This window comes from Streptomyces sp. V2I9 (genome assembly GCF_030817475.1).
GTDB lineage: Bacteria > Actinomycetota > Actinomycetes > Streptomycetales > Streptomycetaceae > Streptomyces.
Genome location: NZ_JAUSZJ010000002.1, coordinates 6,345,680 through 6,363,893, shown reverse-complemented (window position 1 = coordinate 6,363,893; position 18,214 = coordinate 6,345,680). Strand labels below are relative to the sequence as shown.

General features: G+C 72.0%; 12 protein-coding genes. 8 read left to right on the top strand and 4 right to left on the bottom strand.

Going from position 1 to position 18,214, the window contains the following annotated elements; translation table 11 throughout:
- Positions 1-92: 92 nt before the first annotated feature.
- The gene (locus QFZ71_RS27600) at positions 93-959 is read left to right on the top strand and encodes an alpha/beta fold hydrolase (protein WP_307670864.1); all 867 of its coding nucleotides are present in this window, start codon (positions 93-95) and stop codon (positions 957-959) included.
- A 62-nt stretch (positions 960-1,021) separates the two neighbouring features.
- Here the strand turns inward: QFZ71_RS27600 and QFZ71_RS27595 are convergent, their stop codons facing one another.
- Positions 1,022-2,110, bottom strand: coding sequence for a WD40/YVTN/BNR-like repeat-containing protein (locus QFZ71_RS27595; RefSeq protein WP_373465213.1), 1,089 nt, complete (start codon positions 2,108-2,110; stop codon positions 1,022-1,024).
- A 233-nt stretch (positions 2,111-2,343) separates the two neighbouring features.
- On the opposite strand from QFZ71_RS27595, the gene QFZ71_RS27590 reads away from it, so the two are divergent.
- The 4 genes from QFZ71_RS27590 to QFZ71_RS27575 all read left to right on the top strand — a co-directional run bounded on the left by QFZ71_RS27590 (position 2,344) and on the right by QFZ71_RS27575 (position 8,175).
- Positions 2,344-2,760, top strand: coding sequence for an SsgA family sporulation/cell division regulator (locus tag QFZ71_RS27590; RefSeq protein ID WP_307670862.1), 417 nt, complete (start codon positions 2,344-2,346; stop codon positions 2,758-2,760).
- A gap of 207 nt (positions 2,761-2,967) precedes the next feature.
- Positions 2,968-4,599, top strand: a complete 1,632-nt coding sequence (locus QFZ71_RS27585; RefSeq protein WP_307670861.1) for an ABC-F family ATP-binding cassette domain-containing protein — start codon at positions 2,968-2,970, stop codon at positions 4,597-4,599.
- A 79-nt stretch (positions 4,600-4,678) separates the two neighbouring features.
- Positions 4,679-7,006: an excinuclease ABC subunit UvrA gene (locus QFZ71_RS27580; RefSeq protein WP_307670860.1), complete on the top strand. Its 2,328-nt coding sequence runs from the start codon at positions 4,679-4,681 to the stop codon at positions 7,004-7,006.
- A gap of 194 nt (positions 7,007-7,200) precedes the next feature.
- The gene (locus tag QFZ71_RS27575) at positions 7,201-8,175 is read left to right on the top strand and encodes an acyl-ACP desaturase (protein ID WP_307670859.1); all 975 of its coding nucleotides are present in this window, start codon (positions 7,201-7,203) and stop codon (positions 8,173-8,175) included.
- 181 nt (positions 8,176-8,356) lie between these two features.
- Here the strand turns inward: QFZ71_RS27575 and QFZ71_RS27570 are convergent, their stop codons facing one another.
- Positions 8,357-8,611 carry a WhiB family transcriptional regulator gene (locus QFZ71_RS27570; protein WP_307670858.1) on the bottom strand — a complete coding sequence of 85 codons (255 nt, stop codon included), beginning with the start codon at positions 8,609-8,611 and terminating at the stop codon, positions 8,357-8,359.
- A gap of 62 nt (positions 8,612-8,673) precedes the next feature.
- Positions 8,674-9,468 (bottom strand): VOC family protein, encoded by a 795-nt coding sequence (locus QFZ71_RS27565; RefSeq protein ID WP_307670857.1) that lies wholly within the window; start codon positions 9,466-9,468, stop codon positions 8,674-8,676.
- Between the two features lie 443 nt (positions 9,469-9,911).
- Here QFZ71_RS27565 and QFZ71_RS27560 point away from each other — a divergent pair, with 443 nt between their 5' ends.
- The gene (locus tag QFZ71_RS27560) at positions 9,912-12,128 is read left to right on the top strand and encodes a DEAD/DEAH box helicase (RefSeq protein ID WP_307670856.1); all 2,217 of its coding nucleotides are present in this window, start codon (positions 9,912-9,914) and stop codon (positions 12,126-12,128) included.
- Between the two features lie 9 nt (positions 12,129-12,137).
- Here the strand turns inward: QFZ71_RS27560 and QFZ71_RS27555 are convergent, their stop codons facing one another.
- Entirely contained in the window at positions 12,138-13,193 is a 1,056-nt protein-coding gene (locus QFZ71_RS27555) for a multicopper oxidase domain-containing protein (RefSeq protein ID WP_307670855.1), read from the bottom strand.
- 272 nt (positions 13,194-13,465) lie between these two features.
- On the opposite strand from QFZ71_RS27555, the gene QFZ71_RS27550 reads away from it, so the two are divergent.
- Together QFZ71_RS27550 and QFZ71_RS27545 are read left to right on the top strand one after the other, a co-directional pair.
- Positions 13,466-15,970 (top strand): ThuA domain-containing protein, encoded by a 2,505-nt coding sequence (locus QFZ71_RS27550; RefSeq protein ID WP_307670854.1) that lies wholly within the window; start codon positions 13,466-13,468, stop codon positions 15,968-15,970.
- Positions 15,967-18,207: an OmpL47-type beta-barrel domain-containing protein gene (locus QFZ71_RS27545; RefSeq protein ID WP_307670853.1), complete on the top strand. Its 2,241-nt coding sequence runs from the start codon at positions 15,967-15,969 to the stop codon at positions 18,205-18,207. Before QFZ71_RS27550 ends, QFZ71_RS27545 begins: the two co-directional genes overlap by 4 nt.
- Positions 18,208-18,214 lie beyond the last annotated feature (7 nt).

The window sequence follows — 18,214 nt, the reverse complement described above, 5'->3', positions numbered from 1 at the left end:
GGCATCGGGCGACGGCTGCCGTAGCGGTCGGAGGTTCCGGGCGGGTACCCCGCCACCGATGAGTCTTCGGGACGGGGCCGGTCTGCACGGGTATGGAGACCTACACACTCACCACAGCCGGCGCCGACCTCGTCCACGACGTTCGCGGCCCCCTGCCCACCGCCGACGGCCGACCGCCGCTCGTCCTGATCGGGCACCCCATGGACGCCACCGGGTTCGCCGCTCTGGCCGCGCGCTTCCCCGATCGGACCGTGGTCACCTACGACCCGCGGGGGCTCGGCCGCTCCACCCGCAAGGACGGCCGGGTGGAGTACACGCCCGAGATGCTGGCCGACGACGTGCACGCCGTCGTCGAGGCGGTCGGCGCCGGGCCGGTCGAGATGTTCGCCAGCAGCGGCGGCGCGGTCGTCGCCCTCGCCCTGGTGGCACGCCACCCCGCGGACGTGACGACCCTCGTCGCGCACGAGCCGCCGCTCATCACGCTCACCCCGGACGGGCCGGCGGCCGTCCGCGCGCGGGCCGGGGTCCGGGACGCGTACGAGAAGCGGGGGTGGGGCGCCGGAATGGCCGCGTTCGTGGCGATGACCTCGTGGGAGGGCGAGTTCACCGAGGCGTACTTCGCCCGGCCGGCGCCCGACCCCGCCGCGTTCGGCATGCCCACCGAGGACGACGGCTCCCGCGAGGACCCGCTGCTGTCCGACCGGTCCTGGGCGATCAGCGACCACCGGCCGGACGTCGAGGCGATCGCGGCGGCGACCACCCGTGTGGTGATCGCCGTCGGCGAGGAGTCGCAGGCGGTGCAGACCGGGCGGACCTCGGTCGCCACCGCCGAACTGCTCGGGCAGCGGGTGGCCGTCTTCCCGAGCCACCACGCCGGTTTCGTGGACGGGGAGTTCGGCTACCCGGGCAAGCCGGACGAGTTCGCCGAGCGGCTGCGCGAGGTGCTGGACGCCTCGTAGGGCCGCCGCCGGAACGAGGATGCGCCGTTCGGATCGGACCGGCCTGATCCGAACGGAAGACCCTAGAACCCCAGCCGGGCCACCCGCCCCTTCTCGCCGGCCGCCCAGCAGCCCCGGTCCGGCGTGCAGTCGACGGTGTCGTACGAGCCGGTGTCGAGCGTCCGCCAGGTGCGCCCGGCGTCCAGGGTGAGGTCGGTGCCGGTCGGACCGACGGCCAGGGCGGCGGTGCGGCTGTGCGGGAGCCAGGCGACGCCGGAGCGGTAGGCGGGCGGCGGGGTGGCCGCCTGCCGCCAGGTCCGGCCGCCGTTCCCGGTCACGGCGGCGGCACGCGGCGATTCCTGGTCGGCCCGGTAGTCGCCGCCGACCGCGATGCCGTGGCCCCGGTCGCGGAAGGCGACGGCGAAGACGCCTCGCGCCGGGTCGCCCGCCGGGAGGGTCGAGGCGCTCGCCGTCCACGTCAGGCCCCGGTCCCGCGAGTGCAGGACGCGGGCGGTCTCCGCTCCCCCGGTGGTCAGCCAGACGTCCTTCGGGCCGGAGCTGACCAGGCACTGGCCGCTCGCGGCGAACCCCGCCTCACCCGGCAGGGCGTCGGGCATCCCGGCGTTCGGCAGAACCCGCCAGGAGCGGCCGCCGTCCGCCGTGGACAGGAGGCGGAACTTCCCGTCCACCGGGTCGCCCGCCGCGAGGCCGTGCCGGCTGTCGAAGAAGGTCAGGCAGTTGAAGAAGGCGCGCGGGTCGGTGTTGCGGAAGGACTCGGTCCAGGTCGCCCCGCCGTCCTCGGTGCGCAGGACGCGGGACGCCTCGCCCTCGCCGATGGCCAGGGCGACGGCCCGCCTCCCGTCGAATGCCTCGATGTCCCGTAGTTCGAGTTCGGCCGCGCCCGGCGGTGACACGTCGAGCCAGGTACGGCCGCCGTCCGCCGTGCGCAGGACCGTGCCCTTCGACCCGGCGACCCAGGCAGTGCTGCGGCTGACCGCCGCGAGCCCCCGGAAGCGGGCGGTCGTGCCGGTGTCGGTGAGCTTCCAGCCGGGCAGCGGTCCGCGGACGGCCGCCTCCCGGAAGACCTGCTTCCCGTCCGGGTGTTCCGCCGCGTGCGCGCCCGGTGCGACCAGTGCGGCGGCCAGGGCCGCCCCGCCGGTCACCAGTGCCATCAGCCGTCTCGTGTTCCCCATGGCCTTCATGGCGCAGGAAGCTAGCCGACGGGTTCCGGCCCGTCCAGGGTGCGTCGCCGCCGAGCGGGCAGGAGGGGGGTGCGCGGAGGCGCGGCGGGGCCGGCCGGAACCGGTGACGCAGCTCACTCCGCGCGCCGGTGCACGAAACGAAGGGTTCCGTCGTCTACTCCAATGCCGGGAACCGTTCACCCAGCAGCGAGAGGGAGCAGGCCTTGTCCAGCGTTATCGAGCAGTCCGTGCAGGCTCGCATGGTCGCGTCCGCGCCGCGGATGGAGACCCTGCCCGCCATGCTCAGCTACGACCGGGCGTATCCCTTCGCCGTCCGCATGGCGTTCCCGGCCCCGGCGACCCTGGAGGGCACCGAGGTGTCGTGGGAGTTCTCCCGCGAGCTGCTGACCACCGGGGTGGACAACCCGGCGGGACAGGGGGATGTGCGGGTCCGGCCGTTCGGCTACGACCGGACGGTGCTGGAGTTCCACGCGCCCGAGGGCGTCGCCATGGTCCATGTGCGCACCGAGGAGCTGCGGCGCTTCCTCCAGCGGGCACAGGAGCTGGTCCCGGCAGGTGACGAGCACCTGTATCTGGACATGGACCGGGACCTGACCGACCTGCTCGGCGAGGACCGCTGACCGCACCGTAAATCCGGTTGCCCGGTCCGCTTCCCGGCCCTACCGTCGTGAGCGTCCCTGTCGTCGTCGATCGGAGTGGGACGTTGCTGATCTGAGGTCCTGTGCACACCGTGCAGCGCCCGCCGCGCCATGCCGCGGCCGGAGCGCCCGTGTGCGATCTCGGCCTCCAGCCGTCCTCTTCTTCCCCGACGTTCACGGGAGTTCCGCATGCCTGCCGACGACACCCACATCAGCTGTACCTCCCTCTCCTTCCGCTGGCCCGACGGCGGCGAGGTCTTCACCGGCCTCGACTTCTCCGCGGGCCCCGGCCGCACCGGGCTCATCGGGCTCAACGGGTGCGGCAAGTCCACCCTGTTGCGGCTGATCGCCGGTGAACTCGCCCCGCACGCGGGGGTGATCAGGATCCGTGGCGAACTCGGCCACCTTCCGCAGACCGTGGTCCTGGACACCGCGCTGCGCGTCGATCAGGTGCTCGGGATCGCGGAGCGGCGCGCGGCGCTGGACGCCGTCGAGTCGGGCGACGTCCGGGCGGAGCACTTCGCGGTCATCGGCGACGACTGGGACGTCGAGGAGAGGTCCCTCGCGGCTCTGGACGGGCTGGGACTCGGACACATCGGGCTCGACCGCACCGTCGGGGAGATGTCGGGCGGCGAGTGCGTCCTGCTGCGGCTGGCCGCGCTGCTGCTGCGCCGGCCAGGGGTGCTGCTGCTGGACGAGCCGACGAACAACCTGGACGCGCACGCCCGTCGCCGTCTGTACGACGCGGTCGACGCCTGGACGGGGGCGCTGCTCGTCGTGAGCCACGACCGGGAGCTGTTGGAACGGGTGGACCGGATCGCGGATCTGCGTGAGGGCTCGGTCACCTGGTACGGCGGAAATCTGTCGGCGTACGAGAGGGCGCTCGCCGTCGAGCAGGAGGCGGCTGAGCGGATGGTGCGGGTCGCCGAGTCGGACGTGCAGCGGCAGAAGCGCGAACTGGCCGCCGCACACGTCACGTTGGCCCGTCGCAGACGCTACGGGCAGAAGATGTGGGACACCAGGCGCGAGCCCAAGGTGGTGATGGGGCAGCACAGGCGCGCGGCCCAGGTGTCGGCCGGCAAGCACCGCATCCTGCACACCGAGCGGCTGGCGGCGGCCGAGGAGCGCCTGGACGAGGCGGAGGCGGCGGTGCGCGCGGACGAGGAGATCCGGATCGAGCTGCCGGACACCCGGGTCCATCCGGGCAGCGAGGTGCTGCTGCTGCGTGATCCGGTGCCGCCGTACGGTCCGCCGCTGCGGGGCGAGCTGCTGGTGCGGGGCCCGGAGCGGATCGCGCTGACCGGGCGCAACGGGGCGGGCAAGACGGCACTGCTGCGGACCATCGCGGGCGAGCTGTCGCCGCTCTCCGGCGAGGCGGCGCCGTCGGTGGCGACGGGGTTCCTGCCGCAGCGGCTGGACGTGCTGGACGACGACGCGTCGGTGGCGCGGAACGTGGCACGCGCGGCCCCGGACCGTACGGAGAACGCGGTCCGGGCCCGGCTGGCCCGTTTCCTGTTCAAGGGGGCGGCGGCGGACCGCCCGGCGTCCACCCTGTCGGGCGGGGAGCGGTTTCGGGCGACCCTGGCGATGCTGCTGCTGGCCGACCCGGCGCCCCGCCTGCTGCTGCTCGACGAGCCGACGAACAGCCTCGACCTGGCGAGCGCCCGGCGGCTGACCGAGGCGCTGGCGGCGTACGAGGGGGCGTTGATCGTGGCGAGTCACGATGTGCCGTTCCTGGAGTCGATCGGGATCACCCGGTGGCTCCGGCTCGACGGCGAGCTGCGGGACACGACGCCGGAGGCGGTGCGCGAGGGCCGCTGAGCGGCTTCCTGCGGCGCACCCGCACATCGCCCCGAAAAGGCGCCAGAAGCTGTCCGGTATCCCGCCTAACGTCGCGCACATGAACCGCCTTCCCGAGTACGAGCACGGCGCGGAGCCGGACGCCCCCGGCTCCGCCCACCGCGACATCGTCATCACCGGCGCGCGCGAGAACAATCTCCGCGATGTCTCCCTCCGCATCCCCAAGGGCCGGATCACCGTCTTCACCGGTGTCTCCGGTTCCGGGAAGTCCTCGGTCGTCTTCGACACGATCGCCGTGGAGTCGCAGCGGCAGCTGACCGAGACGTTCACCTCGTTCCTGCGCAACCGGTTGCCGAAGTACGAGCGCCCGCACGTCGAGTCCGTCGAGGACCTGTCGGTGGCCATCGTGATCGACCAGAAGCCGCTGGGCGGCAGCGTCCGGTCCACGGTGGGCACGGCGACAGACATCTGGTCGGTGATCCGGGTGCTGTTCTCCCGGTGCGGGACGCGGAGCGCGGGCGGGGCGAGCGCGTACTCGTTCAACGACCCCGCCGGGATGTGTCCGGAGTGCGACGGGGTGGGGCGCACCGTCCACCTGGATCTCGACCGGGCGATCGACTGGTCGAAGTCGCTGAACCAGGGCGCGCTGCTGCTGCCCGGCCTCTCGGTGGGCAGTTGGGAGTGGAGCCTGTACGGAGGGTCCGGGCGCTTCGACAACGATCTGCCACTGGCCGAGTTCGGCGAGGACGAGCGTCAACTGCTCCTTCATGGTTCGGGGTTCACCGTCCGCGTCGATATGCGGACCGCGTCGGCGGAGATGAGGTTCGAGGGCATCGTGACCCGTTTCGAGCGGCTGTACCTCAAACGCGACACGGCCTCGCTGTCCGAGAAACGGCGCGAGGCGGCTGCCCGGTTCACGGTGGACCGGGTGTGCGGGGCCTGCGGCGGGGCGCGACTGAACGCGGCGGCGCTCGCCACCCGGATCGACGGCCTCTCGCCCGCCGACTACGGACGGATGGAGGTCTCCGAGCTCATCGGCGTGCTGGAGCGCATCGACGACCCGGTGGGCGGGCCCGTCGCGGCGGCCGCCCGCGAGCGGCTGGAACGGCTGGCCGGGATCGGGCTGGGGTATCTGAGCCTGGACCGGGAGACCACGACCCTGTCGGGGGGCGAGGGCCAGCGGCTCAAGATGGTGCGCCACCTGGGCAGTTCGCTGACCGGGCTGACGTTCGTCCTCGACGAGCCGAGCGTCGGCCTGCATCCGCGCGATGTGGGACGGCTGTGCGAGCTGCTGGTGCGGCTGCGCGACAAGGGCAACACGGTGCTGGTCGTCGAGCACGATCCGGATGTGATGGCGGTCGCCGACCATGTCGTCGACATGGGTCCGCGGGCCGGCTCCGACGGCGGTCGCGTCGTCTTCGAGGGCCCGTTCGCACGGTTGCGTGAGGCGGATACGCTCACCGGCCGGTCGCTGCGCCGCCGCACCCCGGTCAAGGGGGTCGTCCGCTCCCCCACCGGCCGGCTCCCGGTGCGCGGGGCGGATCTGCACAACCTCAAGGGACTGGACGTCTCGTTCCCGGCCGGGGTGCTGACCGCGGTGACGGGGGTGGCGGGGTCGGGCAAGTCGACGCTGGTGTCACGGGTGTTCACCGCGGCGTACCCGGAAGCGGTCGTCATCGACCAGGGCGCGATCGCCGCCTCGTCGCGCTCCACCCCCGCCTCGTACATCGGGGCGCTGGACGCCATCCGCAGGACGTTCGCCCGGCAGAACGGTGTGGACGCGGCGCTGTTCAGCTTCAACTCCGCGGGAGCGTGCGCGGGGTGCTCGGGGCGCGGGGTGATCTCGACGGATCTGGCGTTCATGGACCCCGTCACCACGACCTGCCCGGAGTGCGAGGGCCGCAGGTTCCACGACGACGTGCTGAAGCACCGGGTCGCGGGCCGGTCGATCGCGGACGTCCTGGAGATGACGGCGGCGGAGGCGGCCGGGGTGTTCGAGGACCGGGCGCTGCTGCGGAAACTGCGGACGCTCGACGAGGTCGGTCTCACCTACCTGGCGCTCGGGCAGCCTCTCAACACGCTCTCCGGCGGTGAACGCCAGCGCATCAAGCTCGCCACCCAGCTGCACCGCACCTCCAGCGTGTACGTGCTGGACGAGCCGACGACCGGGCTGCACCTGGCGGACACGGGAGCGCTGGTGGATCTGCTGGACCGGCTGGTCGACGCGGGGAACACGGTGATCTGCGTGGAGCACAACCTGGAGGTGGTCAAGCGGGCGGACTGGGTGATCGACCTCGGTCCGGACGGCGGCAAGCACGGCGGGGAGCTGGTCTTCGCGGGGACGCCCACCGAGCTGCTCGCGCATCCGACGTCCGCCACGGGCCGGTACCTCCGCCGGGATCCGGGAGCGGGCACGGGAACGGGGTGAGTGAGGTGGAGTCGATGAGCCGCCGGGCCGGGAAGGGCCTCAGCAGCTCCCCGTACCGCCTTCACCTGCGTTGATGACGCTGCGCATCGGACCGCTGGCGGGGACGGGCTTGGTTTTGGCCTTACGGTCGCCTTAACCTACGGTCACGTAACCTACGAAGCCGTAGGTAATTCTCCCGTCCCCAGGAGCTCCCCGTGACGATCACCTCTCCCCACCTCGGCAGTTCGAAGGCGTGGACCGACGCCCAGCTGCTGTACGCGCTGGAAGAGGTGGTGGAGAAGGAACTCAACCGCCATCTCAAGGTCGCCAAGGACTGGATGCCCCACGAGTACGTCCCCTTCTCCGACGGCCGGAACTTCCCCGGTGTCTTCGAGGACGGCGAGGCGTGGACGGCGGACCAGTCCAAGGTCACCGACATCGGCAAGATCGCCCTCGTGGTCAACCTCCTCACCGAGGACAACCTCCCCAGCTACCACCACGAGATCGCCTCCCTGTTCGGCCGCGACGGGGCCTGGGGCTCCTGGGTGCACCGCTGGACCGCCGAGGAGGGCCGCCACGGCATCGTGATGCGCGACTACCTGCTCACCTCGCGCGCCGTGGACCCGGACAAGCTGGAGCAGTTCCGCATGGCGCACATGGCGGAGGGCTTCGAGTCGGACAACCGGCACTCGATGCTGCACTCCGTCGCGTACGTCGCGTTCCAGGAACTGGCCACCCGTGTCTCGCACCGCAACACCGGCCACCAGTCCGGCGACCCGGTCTGCGACCGGATGCTGGCCCGGATCGCGACCGACGAGAACCTCCACATGGTCTTCTACCGCAATCTCCTGGGCGCCGCCTTCGAGCTGGCCCCGGACCTGACCATGCAGGCCGTCCGCGACGTCGTCGTCAACTTCCGGATGCCCGGACACGGAATGCCGGGCTTCGAGCGGGCCGCCGCGCAGATGGCGATCGGCGAGATCTACAACATGCGCATCCACCACGACGACGTGATCCAGCCCGTGCTGCGCTTCCTGAAGGTCATGGACATCGACGGGCTCGGTCCGGAGGGCGCCAAGGCCCAGGAGGAGCTCGGTCTGTACATGGGCGGGCTGGACAGCGAGGCGTCGAAGTTCGACGAGAAGCTCGCCGCCCGCAAGGCCCGGATGGCGGCGCGCGGCCGCGCCTGAGCCGCCCGGTCCGGCCTCTCCGGGCCCGGTTCGCCGGGGTGTCCGGAGCCGCTCTCGGGTCCGGTACACGCCGGCGGGGCGGCGACGAGCAGGGGCGGCGGAGCGTCGATCATGGCCTGTTCCCGCCGGACGGGCTCCGCTTCCCCGGCGGTGTACGGGCCGGGGAAGCGGCCGGGAGCGTTCAGCCCCGGCGGCGTCCTTCTCTGCGCAGCCGCTCGCGCTCCTTCTCGGACAGGCCGCCCCAGACGCCGAACCGCTCGTCGTTGGCGAGGGCGTACTCCAGGCAGGCCGGCCGCCCTTCGCAGGCGTTGCAGAGCTGCTTGGCCTCGCGCGTCGAACTGCCCGGGGCCGGGAAGAAGAACTCGGGCCCGGCCTGCGCGCACAACGCGGCTTCCTGCCAGGCGAGAGCGTCGTCGGTCACGGTGTTGATCAGCATGGTGCACACGGTGCCCGATGGCGATAAACAGCCGATCAACGATCCATCAACCCGCCGGTCGGCTACTGCCTCGGCTCGGGCTTCATGACCGCGAAGACCGCCCCGTACGGGTCGGCGACGTTGGCCATCGTGCCGACGCCGGGCACCTCCATCGCGGCCAGGGTCTCCGTGCCGCCGAGCCGCTGGGCCTCGGCGACCGTGACCGCCACGTCGGCCACGGCGAAGTACGGCAGCCAGTGCGGCCCGCGGGCGGCCTCGGAGGGGACGTCGCCCATCCTGACCAGGCCGCCGAACGACTCGTCCGGGCCCGCCCCGGCCGGGTGGGCCGTGGTGTACGTGTAGTCGGTGCCCTCGACCCTCAGCTCGTCGGTGCCCCAGCCGAACACGCTGGTGTAGAAGGCGGCCGCGGCCGGGACGTCGGGGGTGTAGAGCTCGGCCCAGAGGAACGAGTTCGGCTCCTGGATCACACCGAAGCCGGGATGGTCCTTGGGCTGCCACACCCCGAAGTACGCGCCGGACGGGTCGGTGAAGCCGCCCATGGCGCCGAAGTCCAGGACGTCCATCGGTTCGAAGGCGGCGCTGCCGCCGGCCCGTCCGACCGCCGCGGCGGTGGCCCCGACGTCCGGTGACCGGAACGAGACGGACCAGGCGCTCGGCGCCTGCTCCGTGGGCACCGTCATCACTCCGCCGACGTACCGGCCGTCCAGGGTGAGCATCCCGTAGCCGCCGACCTCGGGGCCGCCGGGGACCAGCCCCCAGCCGAACAGCTCCCGGTAGAAGGCGGTGGCCCCGTCGAGGTCGGGAGTGCCCAGATCGACCCAGGTGGGCGCTCCGTCGAGGACGATCGGGCTGATCATGGTGTGCTCCTCGGTCGGTCCGGATGAACCCGCTCGGCGTGCGGCGCCGCGGCGGTTCCTCTCGTTCCGAGTCTTGCACCGGACGCCGGCGGCCGCAGTCCGCGCGGGGCCGACCGGGGCGCGATCCGCCGCGGGAGCCGTGGAGCCCACGCTCCGGCCGGCCCGGCCGGAGCCGCGTGCGGCGGTGATCGCGTCTGTCATGCGGCCAGGTTAGACAGCACTCGGGCGCAGGAACGAAGCGTTGGACCGGTGCGTCGCCCGGCGCTCGGCGGGGCCGTCGGGCGCCGGTGGCGGAGCCGGCCCGGTGTCCGGGTGCGCCGGGAGCGCCGGTCGTGAGGTGGGCCCCGTCCGGAGCGCGCCCGAGGGTGTCGGCGGTGCGTGCGACGATGGCACACGGAGCGGACCCCCGGGGCCGTCGGGGGTCCGGGAGGAGAACGACGCGCATGAGGCGGAGCGGGGCGGCGGGCGGCACGGGCCACGGGGCGGCCGAAGGTCCGGTGCCCACGGGCGGCGCGGCACGGGAGCTGCTCGCGCGGGCGGAAGCATTGCTGGAGGCCGCCCGCGCGGTGCCGGCGGACCGGGCGGACGCGGTGGACGCCGTACGTTCCGTGCTCGATCCGCTCCTCGGCACTCTGGTGGACCGGGAGCTGGCACACATCCCCGTCTCCCGGCTCAAGGACGTCACGGAAGGACGGTTGCGTCTCGGGGCCCTGGAGCAGGCAGGGTTCGGCACGGTCGGCCAGGTCCACGGCACGCACCGGTACGCGTTGCGGCAGCTTCCCGGTGTCGGGGCGCACACCGCCGACCAGGCGCTGGCCGCCGCGACACAGATCGCCCACGCCGTGCGCGACACCGTCTCGGTGCGGATCGACGTGGACGCCCCGGACGACACGAGCACCGCCCTGGTCATCGCCCTGCACCGGCTGGTCGTGGCCGGTGCGGACGCGCGCCGGGCGGTGGACGGGGCCCGCCGGCTGAGCGAGCTGCTGGGCCCGGCGGTGGAATCCGCGGCGCCGTCCGGGAGCCCGCTGCGGATGCTGTTCGCCGGGGGCCGGACGCGGGCGCGGGTGCGCGAAGCGCTCGGCGCGGTGCGGTCGGCCGTGGCGGACGCCGAGCAGCGGGAGCTGCCGGTCCTCTTCGCGCAGGCGTCGGCCGACCTGCTGCGCTCTCCGGCCTCCCCCGCCGAGGCGTGGGTGGACTTCGAGCTGCGGTCCGCCGAGTACTACAGCCTGCTGGCGGAGCTGTCCGGCAGCGGCCCGGACCGGGACGCGGCCGAGGGGTTCCTGCCCGCCGGGATCGCGGACCGGGTGCGCGCGCTGCGGCTCGACGACACGTTTCTCCGGGTGTCGTTGCGCGGCTACCAGGCCTTCGGGGCGCGCTTCGCGCTGACGCAGAAGCGGGTGATCATCGGGGACGAGATGGGCCTCGGCAAGACCGTGCAGGCCATCGCCGCCCTCTGCCATCTCGCCGCCCGTGGCGAGACCCACTTCCTCGTGGTCTGCCCGGCGAGCGTGCTGATCAACTGGAGCCGGGAGATCCGGGCCCGCTCCACCCTGCGCGCCGTTCCGGTGCACGGAACGGAGCGGACCGGGGCGTTCGAGGACTGGCGGGAGACCGGCGGGGTGGCGGTGACCACCTTCGACGCGCTGCGGCTGCTGCCCGAGGGGGCGGCTGCGCGGGTGCGGCCCGGCATGCTGGTGGTGGACGAGGCGCACTTCGTGAAGAATCCCGAGACGCGCCGGTCCCGTGCGGTCGCGGGGTGGGCGGAGCAGGTGGAGCGGGTGCTGTTCCTGACCGGCACGCCGATGGAGAACCGGGTGGAGGAGTTCCGCAGCCTGGTGCGCCGGCTGCGTCCCGACCTCGCCCCGTCGGTGAGCATGACGCACGGCGCGGCCGGTTCGCGGGCCTTCCGCCGGGCCGTGGCCCCGGTCTATCTGCGCCGCAACCAGGTGGACGTACTGGCCGAACTCCCGGCGCTGGTCCACGTGGACGAGTGGGAGGAGTTCGGGGCCGAGGACCGGGAGGCGTACCGCGAGGCCGTCGCCTCCGGGCGGTTCATGCGGATGCGCCGGGCCGCCTACGCGGTGCCCGCGTCCTCCGCCAAGCTGGAGAGGCTGCGCGAACTGGTCGGCGAAGCACGGGACAACGGCCTCAAGGTGGTCGTGTTCTCCTTCTTCCGCGACGTCCTCGCGGCGGTCGGCGATGCCCTGGGCCCGGACGTCTTCGGGCCGCTCTCCGGGAGCATCCCGCCGGCCCGGCGGCAGGAGCTGGCCGACGCGTTCTCCTCGGCGGAGGGGCACGCGGTGCTGCTGAGCCAGATCCAGGCGGGCGGCACCGGCCTGAACCTGCAGGCGGCCTCCGTGGTCATCCTGTGCGAGCCACAGGTCAAGCCCACGCTGGAGCACCAGGCCGTCGCCCGTGCGCACCGGATGGGCCAGGTGCGCACGGTGCAGGTGCACCGGCTGCTCGCCGAGGACAGCGTGGACCAGCGGCTGGTGGAGGTACTGGCCCGTAAGGACCGGCTGTTCGACGCGTACGCGCGGCGCAGCGATCTCGCGGAGACCACGCCGGACGCGGTGGACGTCTCGGACGCCGAGCTGGCCCGGCACATCGTCGAGAAGGAGCAGCGGCGGCTGGCGGACGACGCCGGCCATCCGTGACCGGCCGCGTCAGTGCCGGTGCTCCCCCGCCCCAGCCGCGTCAGTGCCGGTGCTTCCCCGCCCGGCCGCCTCTCCCGCCTTCTTCGCCGCGTCCCCGCCCGCGGCCGTACGGTGGTGCGGTTCGTACCCCGGAATCGTGCCGTCCGGCTTCTTGACCAGCAGCAGTCCCGCCATCCCCATGTCGGAGTGGCTCTGGACATGGCAGTGGTACATCCAGGCGCCCGCCCCCACGCGTTCTCCCGCGATGATCTGGAGGCCGAAGGAGTCCGCCGGGCCGCAGATCTTGTTGTCGATCACCCGGCTGGGGTCGTCGGGCCCGGTCAGCAGGCCGGTGCGGTTGTCCGCCCAGCGGTGACCGTGGATGTGGAAGGTGTGGTAGTACTCGCCGTGCGTGATCATGACGAATTCGAGCCGGTCGCCCACCGTGGCCTCGAAGTTGACGCTGTTGTGGTCCGGCTCGTTGTTGATCGTCATGTCGTTGAAGACGACCGTGCACGTCCGGTCCGGCAGGATGTCGCCCTTCCGGCGCACGATCACCGGACCGTAGAGACCCTTGCGGATGCCGCCGGTGCCGTGGTCCGTGCCGACGACGTGGTCGTGGTAGTGCCAGTAGCCCGCGCTGCCCGGCTCCCAGGTGCCGTCCTTCCGGCGGCCCGGTGCGTGGGTGCGCCAGGTGTACGTCCGGGTGCCGCCGGGCTCGACGTGGCTCCTGTTCATCCGGGTGCCGTCGTTGGCGATGTCGTAGTCCACGCCGTGGACATGGAGGCTGGTGTCGGCATCGGTGAGGTTCTCGAAGTCGATGTGGAGCGTGTCGCCCTCGTTCAGCTCGATGAGGGGGCCGGGGATCGACGCCTTGCCCTTCTCGAAGCCGTAGCCGAGCTGACCGTCCGGCAGCTTCTCCGCGTACATCTTCAGTCGGCGCACCACGCCGCCGGCCGGGGCCGTGCGGGGCGGGATCTCGGCGGAGCTCGCCTCCACCGCTCCGAGCGACAACGATGTCACACCCGTCGCGGCCGCGGCCGCGCCACCGACCAGCATCCGTCGGCTGAAGGTCCTTCGGTCCATGTCGAACTCCCCACTGGGATAGGGAAACGGGCGGCTCCACCGCTGTGGGACGGTACTCGCGGGCTCGCCGGAACGGGCCACACCGTAGCCGGGGCACCTTCGTTTATCCACACCCAGGACAAAGTTGGTTCGATTGTCGCCCTCCCTATTGGCGGGCCGCGAAAAGAGGTCTAGCTTCGTGCGCTGTCGCGGTGAATCGAGAGGCACCGACGAAGAGCGAGCAAGCCACAGTCACCGGGAGGCGCGGTGACCACAGAGGGGTGGGTGACCACATGCAGCGCGCATCACATCACCGGTCCAGATCACGACGCGGCCTCGCGGCGGCCGTGGTGGCCGGCGCACTGACCGTGTCCATGCTGGGCGCCGGCGGCCCGGCCGACGCGGACACCTCGCCGGACCGGGCCTTGGTCGAGAAGATGGCGACAACGTTGTCTCTGCCGTCTCCGCCGGGCGCGGCGAGCCAGGTCAAGGTGCTGGTGTTCCACGCGTCGGCGGGCGACGAGGCCCCGTACACCGACGCCGGGATCGCGGCGATCGAGAGGATCGGCCTCTCCGGGCCGGAGGAGCGGCGGTTCACCACCGTGGCGACCGCCGACCCGAGGGTCTTCACCAACGGCAAGCGGCTCGGCTCCTTCCACGCCGTCGTCTTCCTGACCGGCGGGGGCGACGTCCTCGACCCCGCGCAGGAGGCGGGCCTGGAGGCGTACATGGAGGCGGGCGGCGGCTTCCTCGGCATCCACGACGCGGCGCGCACCGAGCCGTACTCGGACTGGTTCACCGGTCTGGTGGGGGCCCGTCCGACGGCGAACAGCCCGGCCTCCGTGCAGCGGGCGACCGTCGAGATCGGCGACCGGGTCCACCCGGCGACCAAGAACCTGCCGCTGGAGTGGAAGCGTCCCGACAAGTGGCTGAACTGGGCGAAGAACCCGTCCGGCGACGTCCACACCGTGGCACGGGTGCGGGAGTTGACCTACAAGCCGGGGGCGGGCGCCAACGGCTGGGACCACCCGGTCTCCTGGTGCCGCGACTACGACGGCGGCCGGTCCTTCTACACGGCGATGGGCGGTACGGCGGACAGCTTCACGGAGACCGACTTCCGCGACCACCTGCGCGGCGCGCTCGCCTGGACCAACCGGACCGCGCAGGCGGACTGCAAGGCGACCATCACCTCCCACTACACCGCCGAGCGCGTCACCCGGCCCAACCAGCCCGGACAGAACGACCAGATCGGTGAACCGCACGGCCTGGTGACCGCCCCGGACGGCCGGGTCTTCTTCATCGGGCGCGGCGGGGCCGACAGCTCCGTCCCGGTCGTCACCGACTGGAACGACCCGGACATCGGCAGGGGCAAGGGCGAGATCCACGTCTACGACCCGAAGACCGGGAAGGTCACCCTGGCGGGTGCGCTGGACGTCTTCGGCAACAAGGGCGGCGGCGACGAACTGACCAAGGTGGAGGAGGGGTTGCTCGGCATCGAGCTGGACCCGGACTTCGCCTCCAACGGGTGGGTGTACCTCCACTACACCCCGCACGCGAAGATCGACCGGGACAAGCGCATGGCGACCCGTCAGGTCTCCCGGTTCACCTTCGACTCCGCGACCGGCAAGCTGGACCTGGCCTCGGAGAAGGTGCTGCTGGGGTGGCCGGTGCAGATCAACAGCTGCTGCCACGCGGGCGGCGGTATGGCGTGGGACTCGAAGGACAACCTGTACATCGCCACGGGCGACAACAACTCTTCCGGTTTCAGCGGGGGTTACTCCGGCAATAACCCGCAGCCGAACTACAAGGGCGTCGCCTTCGCCGACGCGCGGCGCACGTCCGGCAACACCAACAACCTCAACGGGAAGATCCTGCGCATCCACCCGGAGGACGACGGCACGTACACGCTGCCGTCCGGCAACCTCTTCACCGGCGACGAGCCGGACGAGGGCGGCGGCAAGACGCGCGGCGAGATCTACGTGATGGGTGTGCGCAACCCGGCCCGGATCTCGATCGACCCCGCGACGGACACGCTGTACGCCGGCTGGGTCGGCCCCGACGCGAGCTCACCGTCCACCACGTGGGGCCCGGCGAAGTACGACACGTTCGCCGCGATCACCAAGGCGGGCAACCACGGCTGGCCGTACTGCATGGGCAACAACCAGCCTTACCGGGACCGCAATCTGCCGGACCCGTCCAAGCCGCTGGGCTGGTACGACTGCAAGGCCCCGAAGAACGAGTCGCCGCACAACGACGGCCTGGTCAAACTGCCGCCCGTGACCCCGAACACCATCTGGTACTCCCCGCAGGGCGGCGGGGTGGACTACCCGCGCGACGCCGACGGCGTACCGAGTTACAGGACGGAGGAGGGCAAGGAACTCCTGCCCTGGCTCAAGGGCGGCGGACAGGCCACGATGAACGGCCCGGTCTACCGCTACGACGCGCAGAGCACGTCCACCGCCAAGTGGCCCGCCTACTGGGACGGCAAGTGGTTCGTCGGCGACTTCTACGACGACACCCAGCCCCGGCACGCCGTGCTCACCGACCCGAGGACGGCCGGCAAGGGCGGACTGCCCACGCACGCCGAGTCGTTGAAGAAGATCATCCCGGTCGGGGCCGACGGCATCCGCAACCTGATGGACTGGAAGTTCGCGCCGGACGGTTCGCTGTACGTCCTCGACTACGGACGCGGCTTCTTCACCTCCGACTCCAAGTCCGCGCTGTGGCGCGTGACCTACCACGGCGGCGGCGCGACCCCGGCCGCGAAGGACCTCGTCGGAAAGGCGGCGGCGCAGTGAGGCACCCCACGCTCCTGGCACGACGGAGGCGGCACCGTCCGCCGGGCTTCCGGGTGGCCCTGCTGGCCTCCCTGCTGATGGTCCTCGGGCTGACCTCGACGGCCGCGTACGGCAAGGGGGACGACGCTCCCGCCGCCGCGGCCGACCAGGTCCTGACCTGGACCGCGGGCGACCCGATCGACCGCTACCTGACCGCGCCGGAGACGGCGGTGGCCGGCCGGGCGACCATCGTCTTCGAGAACAGCACGGCCACCGGCAACACGACGAGCATGCCGCACACGCTGACGTTCAGCACGTCGGACCCGGAGTACAACAGCGACGTCCGGCTGAACATCCTGGCCAACCCGAGCGACGCCGAGGGCGGCAGGCACAGCGTCGAGGTCACCCTCACTCCGGGGAAGTACTTCTACCACTGCACGATCCCCGGCCACGGTGAGATGAAGGGCGTCCTGACCGTCACCGAGGGCGGTGGCGGCGAGGACACCGAGGCCCCCGCCACCTCGGCGAAGGTGGGCGGCGACCGGGACGGCGACGGGGCGTACATCGGCCAGGCCACCGTCACCGTCGAGGCCGCCGACGCCGGCTCCGGCGTGGCCACCGTCGAATACGCGCTCGGCGCGGACGGCGCGTGGCAGCCCTACACCGCGCCCGTCGTGGTGAACACGGTGGGCGACCACACCGTGCGCTACCGGGCCACCGACAAGGCGGGCAACACGGCCGGGGAGAAGTCCGTGGCCTTCGCGGTCGCCGCCCCGCCGAGCGACGACGAGACCCCGCCGGAGACCTCGGCGACCGTCTCGGGCGAGAAGGACGACGCGGGCGCGTACCTGGGCATGGCGACGGTCACCGTGACCGCGTCCGACACCGGGTCCGGCGTCAACACCATCGAGTACGCCCTCGGCGCGGACGGCGCGTGGCAGCCGTACACCGCACCGGTGATGGTGCACGAGCTGGGCGGGCACACCGTCCGCTACCGGGCCGCCGACCGTTCCGGCAACGTGACGGACGAGAAGTCCGTGGCGTTCACCGTGGTGGAGCCGCCGTCGCAGGACCGGACGGCCCCGGAGACCTCGGTGAAGGTCGAGGGCGACAGGAACAGCGACGGCGCGTTCATCACCAGCGCCCGGGCCACGGTCACCGCGACCGACGACGACTCGGGCGTGGACAAGGTCGAGTACAGCCTCGACGGCGGGCCCTACCTGGCCTACACCGCGCCGGTGATCGTGGACCGGGTCGGCCACCACTCGATCGCCCACCGGGCGACCGACAAGGCGGGCAACACCTCCGAGGCGAAGAAGGTGTCGTTCACCGTCGCGCAGGGCGGCGGGGTCCCCGCGCCGAACTGCGCGGAGTTCGACGAGCGGCACACCGTCTTCGTCGGAACGGTCGACACGGGCGTCCCGAACCGGATCACCCGCAACCGCTGCACGATCAACGAGCTGATCGAGGACGAGAAGGACTGGTCCTCCCACGCGCTGTTCCTCAAGCACGTGGCGTCGGTGATCGACAGGCTGAAGGCCGACGGCGTCATCGACCTGCGCGAGCGCCGGGCGATCCACCGGGCCGCCAAGCAGTCGGGCATCGGCACACCGGGCCAGAGCGAGGGGTACACCAAACTCTTCGACGGCACGGCGGCCTCGCTCGCCGAGTGGCAGCACGTGGGCGGCGGCGCGTTCGGGCTCAACGAGGAGGAGGGATCGATCACCAGCTCCACCACCGTGGACGGCATGGGCATGCTCTGGCTGCCGACCCGTGCCTACGGCGACTTCTCGCTGAAGCTCCAGTGGCGGGACGACGCCCCGGGCCCGGGCAACGCCAACGGCGGGGTCTTCGTCCGCTTCCCGCAGGTCCACGACCATCCGGAGGAGCCCCGTCCGGAGTGGGTCGCCATCAAGTACGGCCATGAGATCCAGGTCAACGACCGGCCGGACGGCGACATGTACAAGACCGGTTCGGTCTACGGCTTCGACCGGGTGGGTCTCGGCGGCGCCGGGGTCACACCCAAGGGCACCTGGAACGACTACGAGATCAAGGTGGTCGACCAGCACTACGAGATCTACCGCAACGGTGTCCTGATCAACGAGTTCGACAACACCCGCGGTCAGCTCTTCGAGCCGCCGCGGGGCGACGACCCGGGCACCGACGGCCGGCGGTTCGCCTCCGGCTACATCGGGCTCCAGGTGCACGGCGTCTCGGACGTCATCTCGTACCGCGACATCCGGATCCAGGAGCTGTGAACCCGTA

Excerpts from the sequence above, each read along its gene's own strand:
- QFZ71_RS27565 (WP_307670857.1), bottom strand. The coding sequence starts at position 9,468 with ATGATCAGCCCGATCGTCCTCGACGGAGCGCCCACCTGGGTCGATCTG.
- QFZ71_RS27555 (WP_307670855.1), bottom strand. The coding sequence starts at position 13,193 with ATGGACCGAAGGACCTTCAGCCGACGGATGCTGGTCGGTGGCGCGGCC.
- QFZ71_RS27595 (WP_373465213.1), bottom strand. The coding sequence starts at position 2,110 with ATGGCACTGGTGACCGGCGGGGCGGCCCTGGCCGCCGCACTGGTCGCA.
- QFZ71_RS27550 (WP_307670854.1), top strand. The coding sequence starts at position 13,466 with ATGCAGCGCGCATCACATCACCGGTCCAGATCACGACGCGGCCTCGCG.
- QFZ71_RS27580 (WP_307670860.1), top strand. The coding sequence starts at position 4,679 with ATGAACCGCCTTCCCGAGTACGAGCACGGCGCGGAGCCGGACGCCCCC.
- QFZ71_RS27600 (WP_307670864.1), top strand. The coding sequence starts at position 93 with ATGGAGACCTACACACTCACCACAGCCGGCGCCGACCTCGTCCACGAC.
- QFZ71_RS27585 (WP_307670861.1), top strand. The coding sequence starts at position 2,968 with ATGCCTGCCGACGACACCCACATCAGCTGTACCTCCCTCTCCTTCCGC.
- QFZ71_RS27560 (WP_307670856.1), top strand. The coding sequence starts at position 9,912 with ATGAGGCGGAGCGGGGCGGCGGGCGGCACGGGCCACGGGGCGGCCGAA.
- QFZ71_RS27570 (WP_307670858.1), bottom strand. The coding sequence starts at position 8,611 with ATGCTGATCAACACCGTGACCGACGACGCTCTCGCCTGGCAGGAAGCC.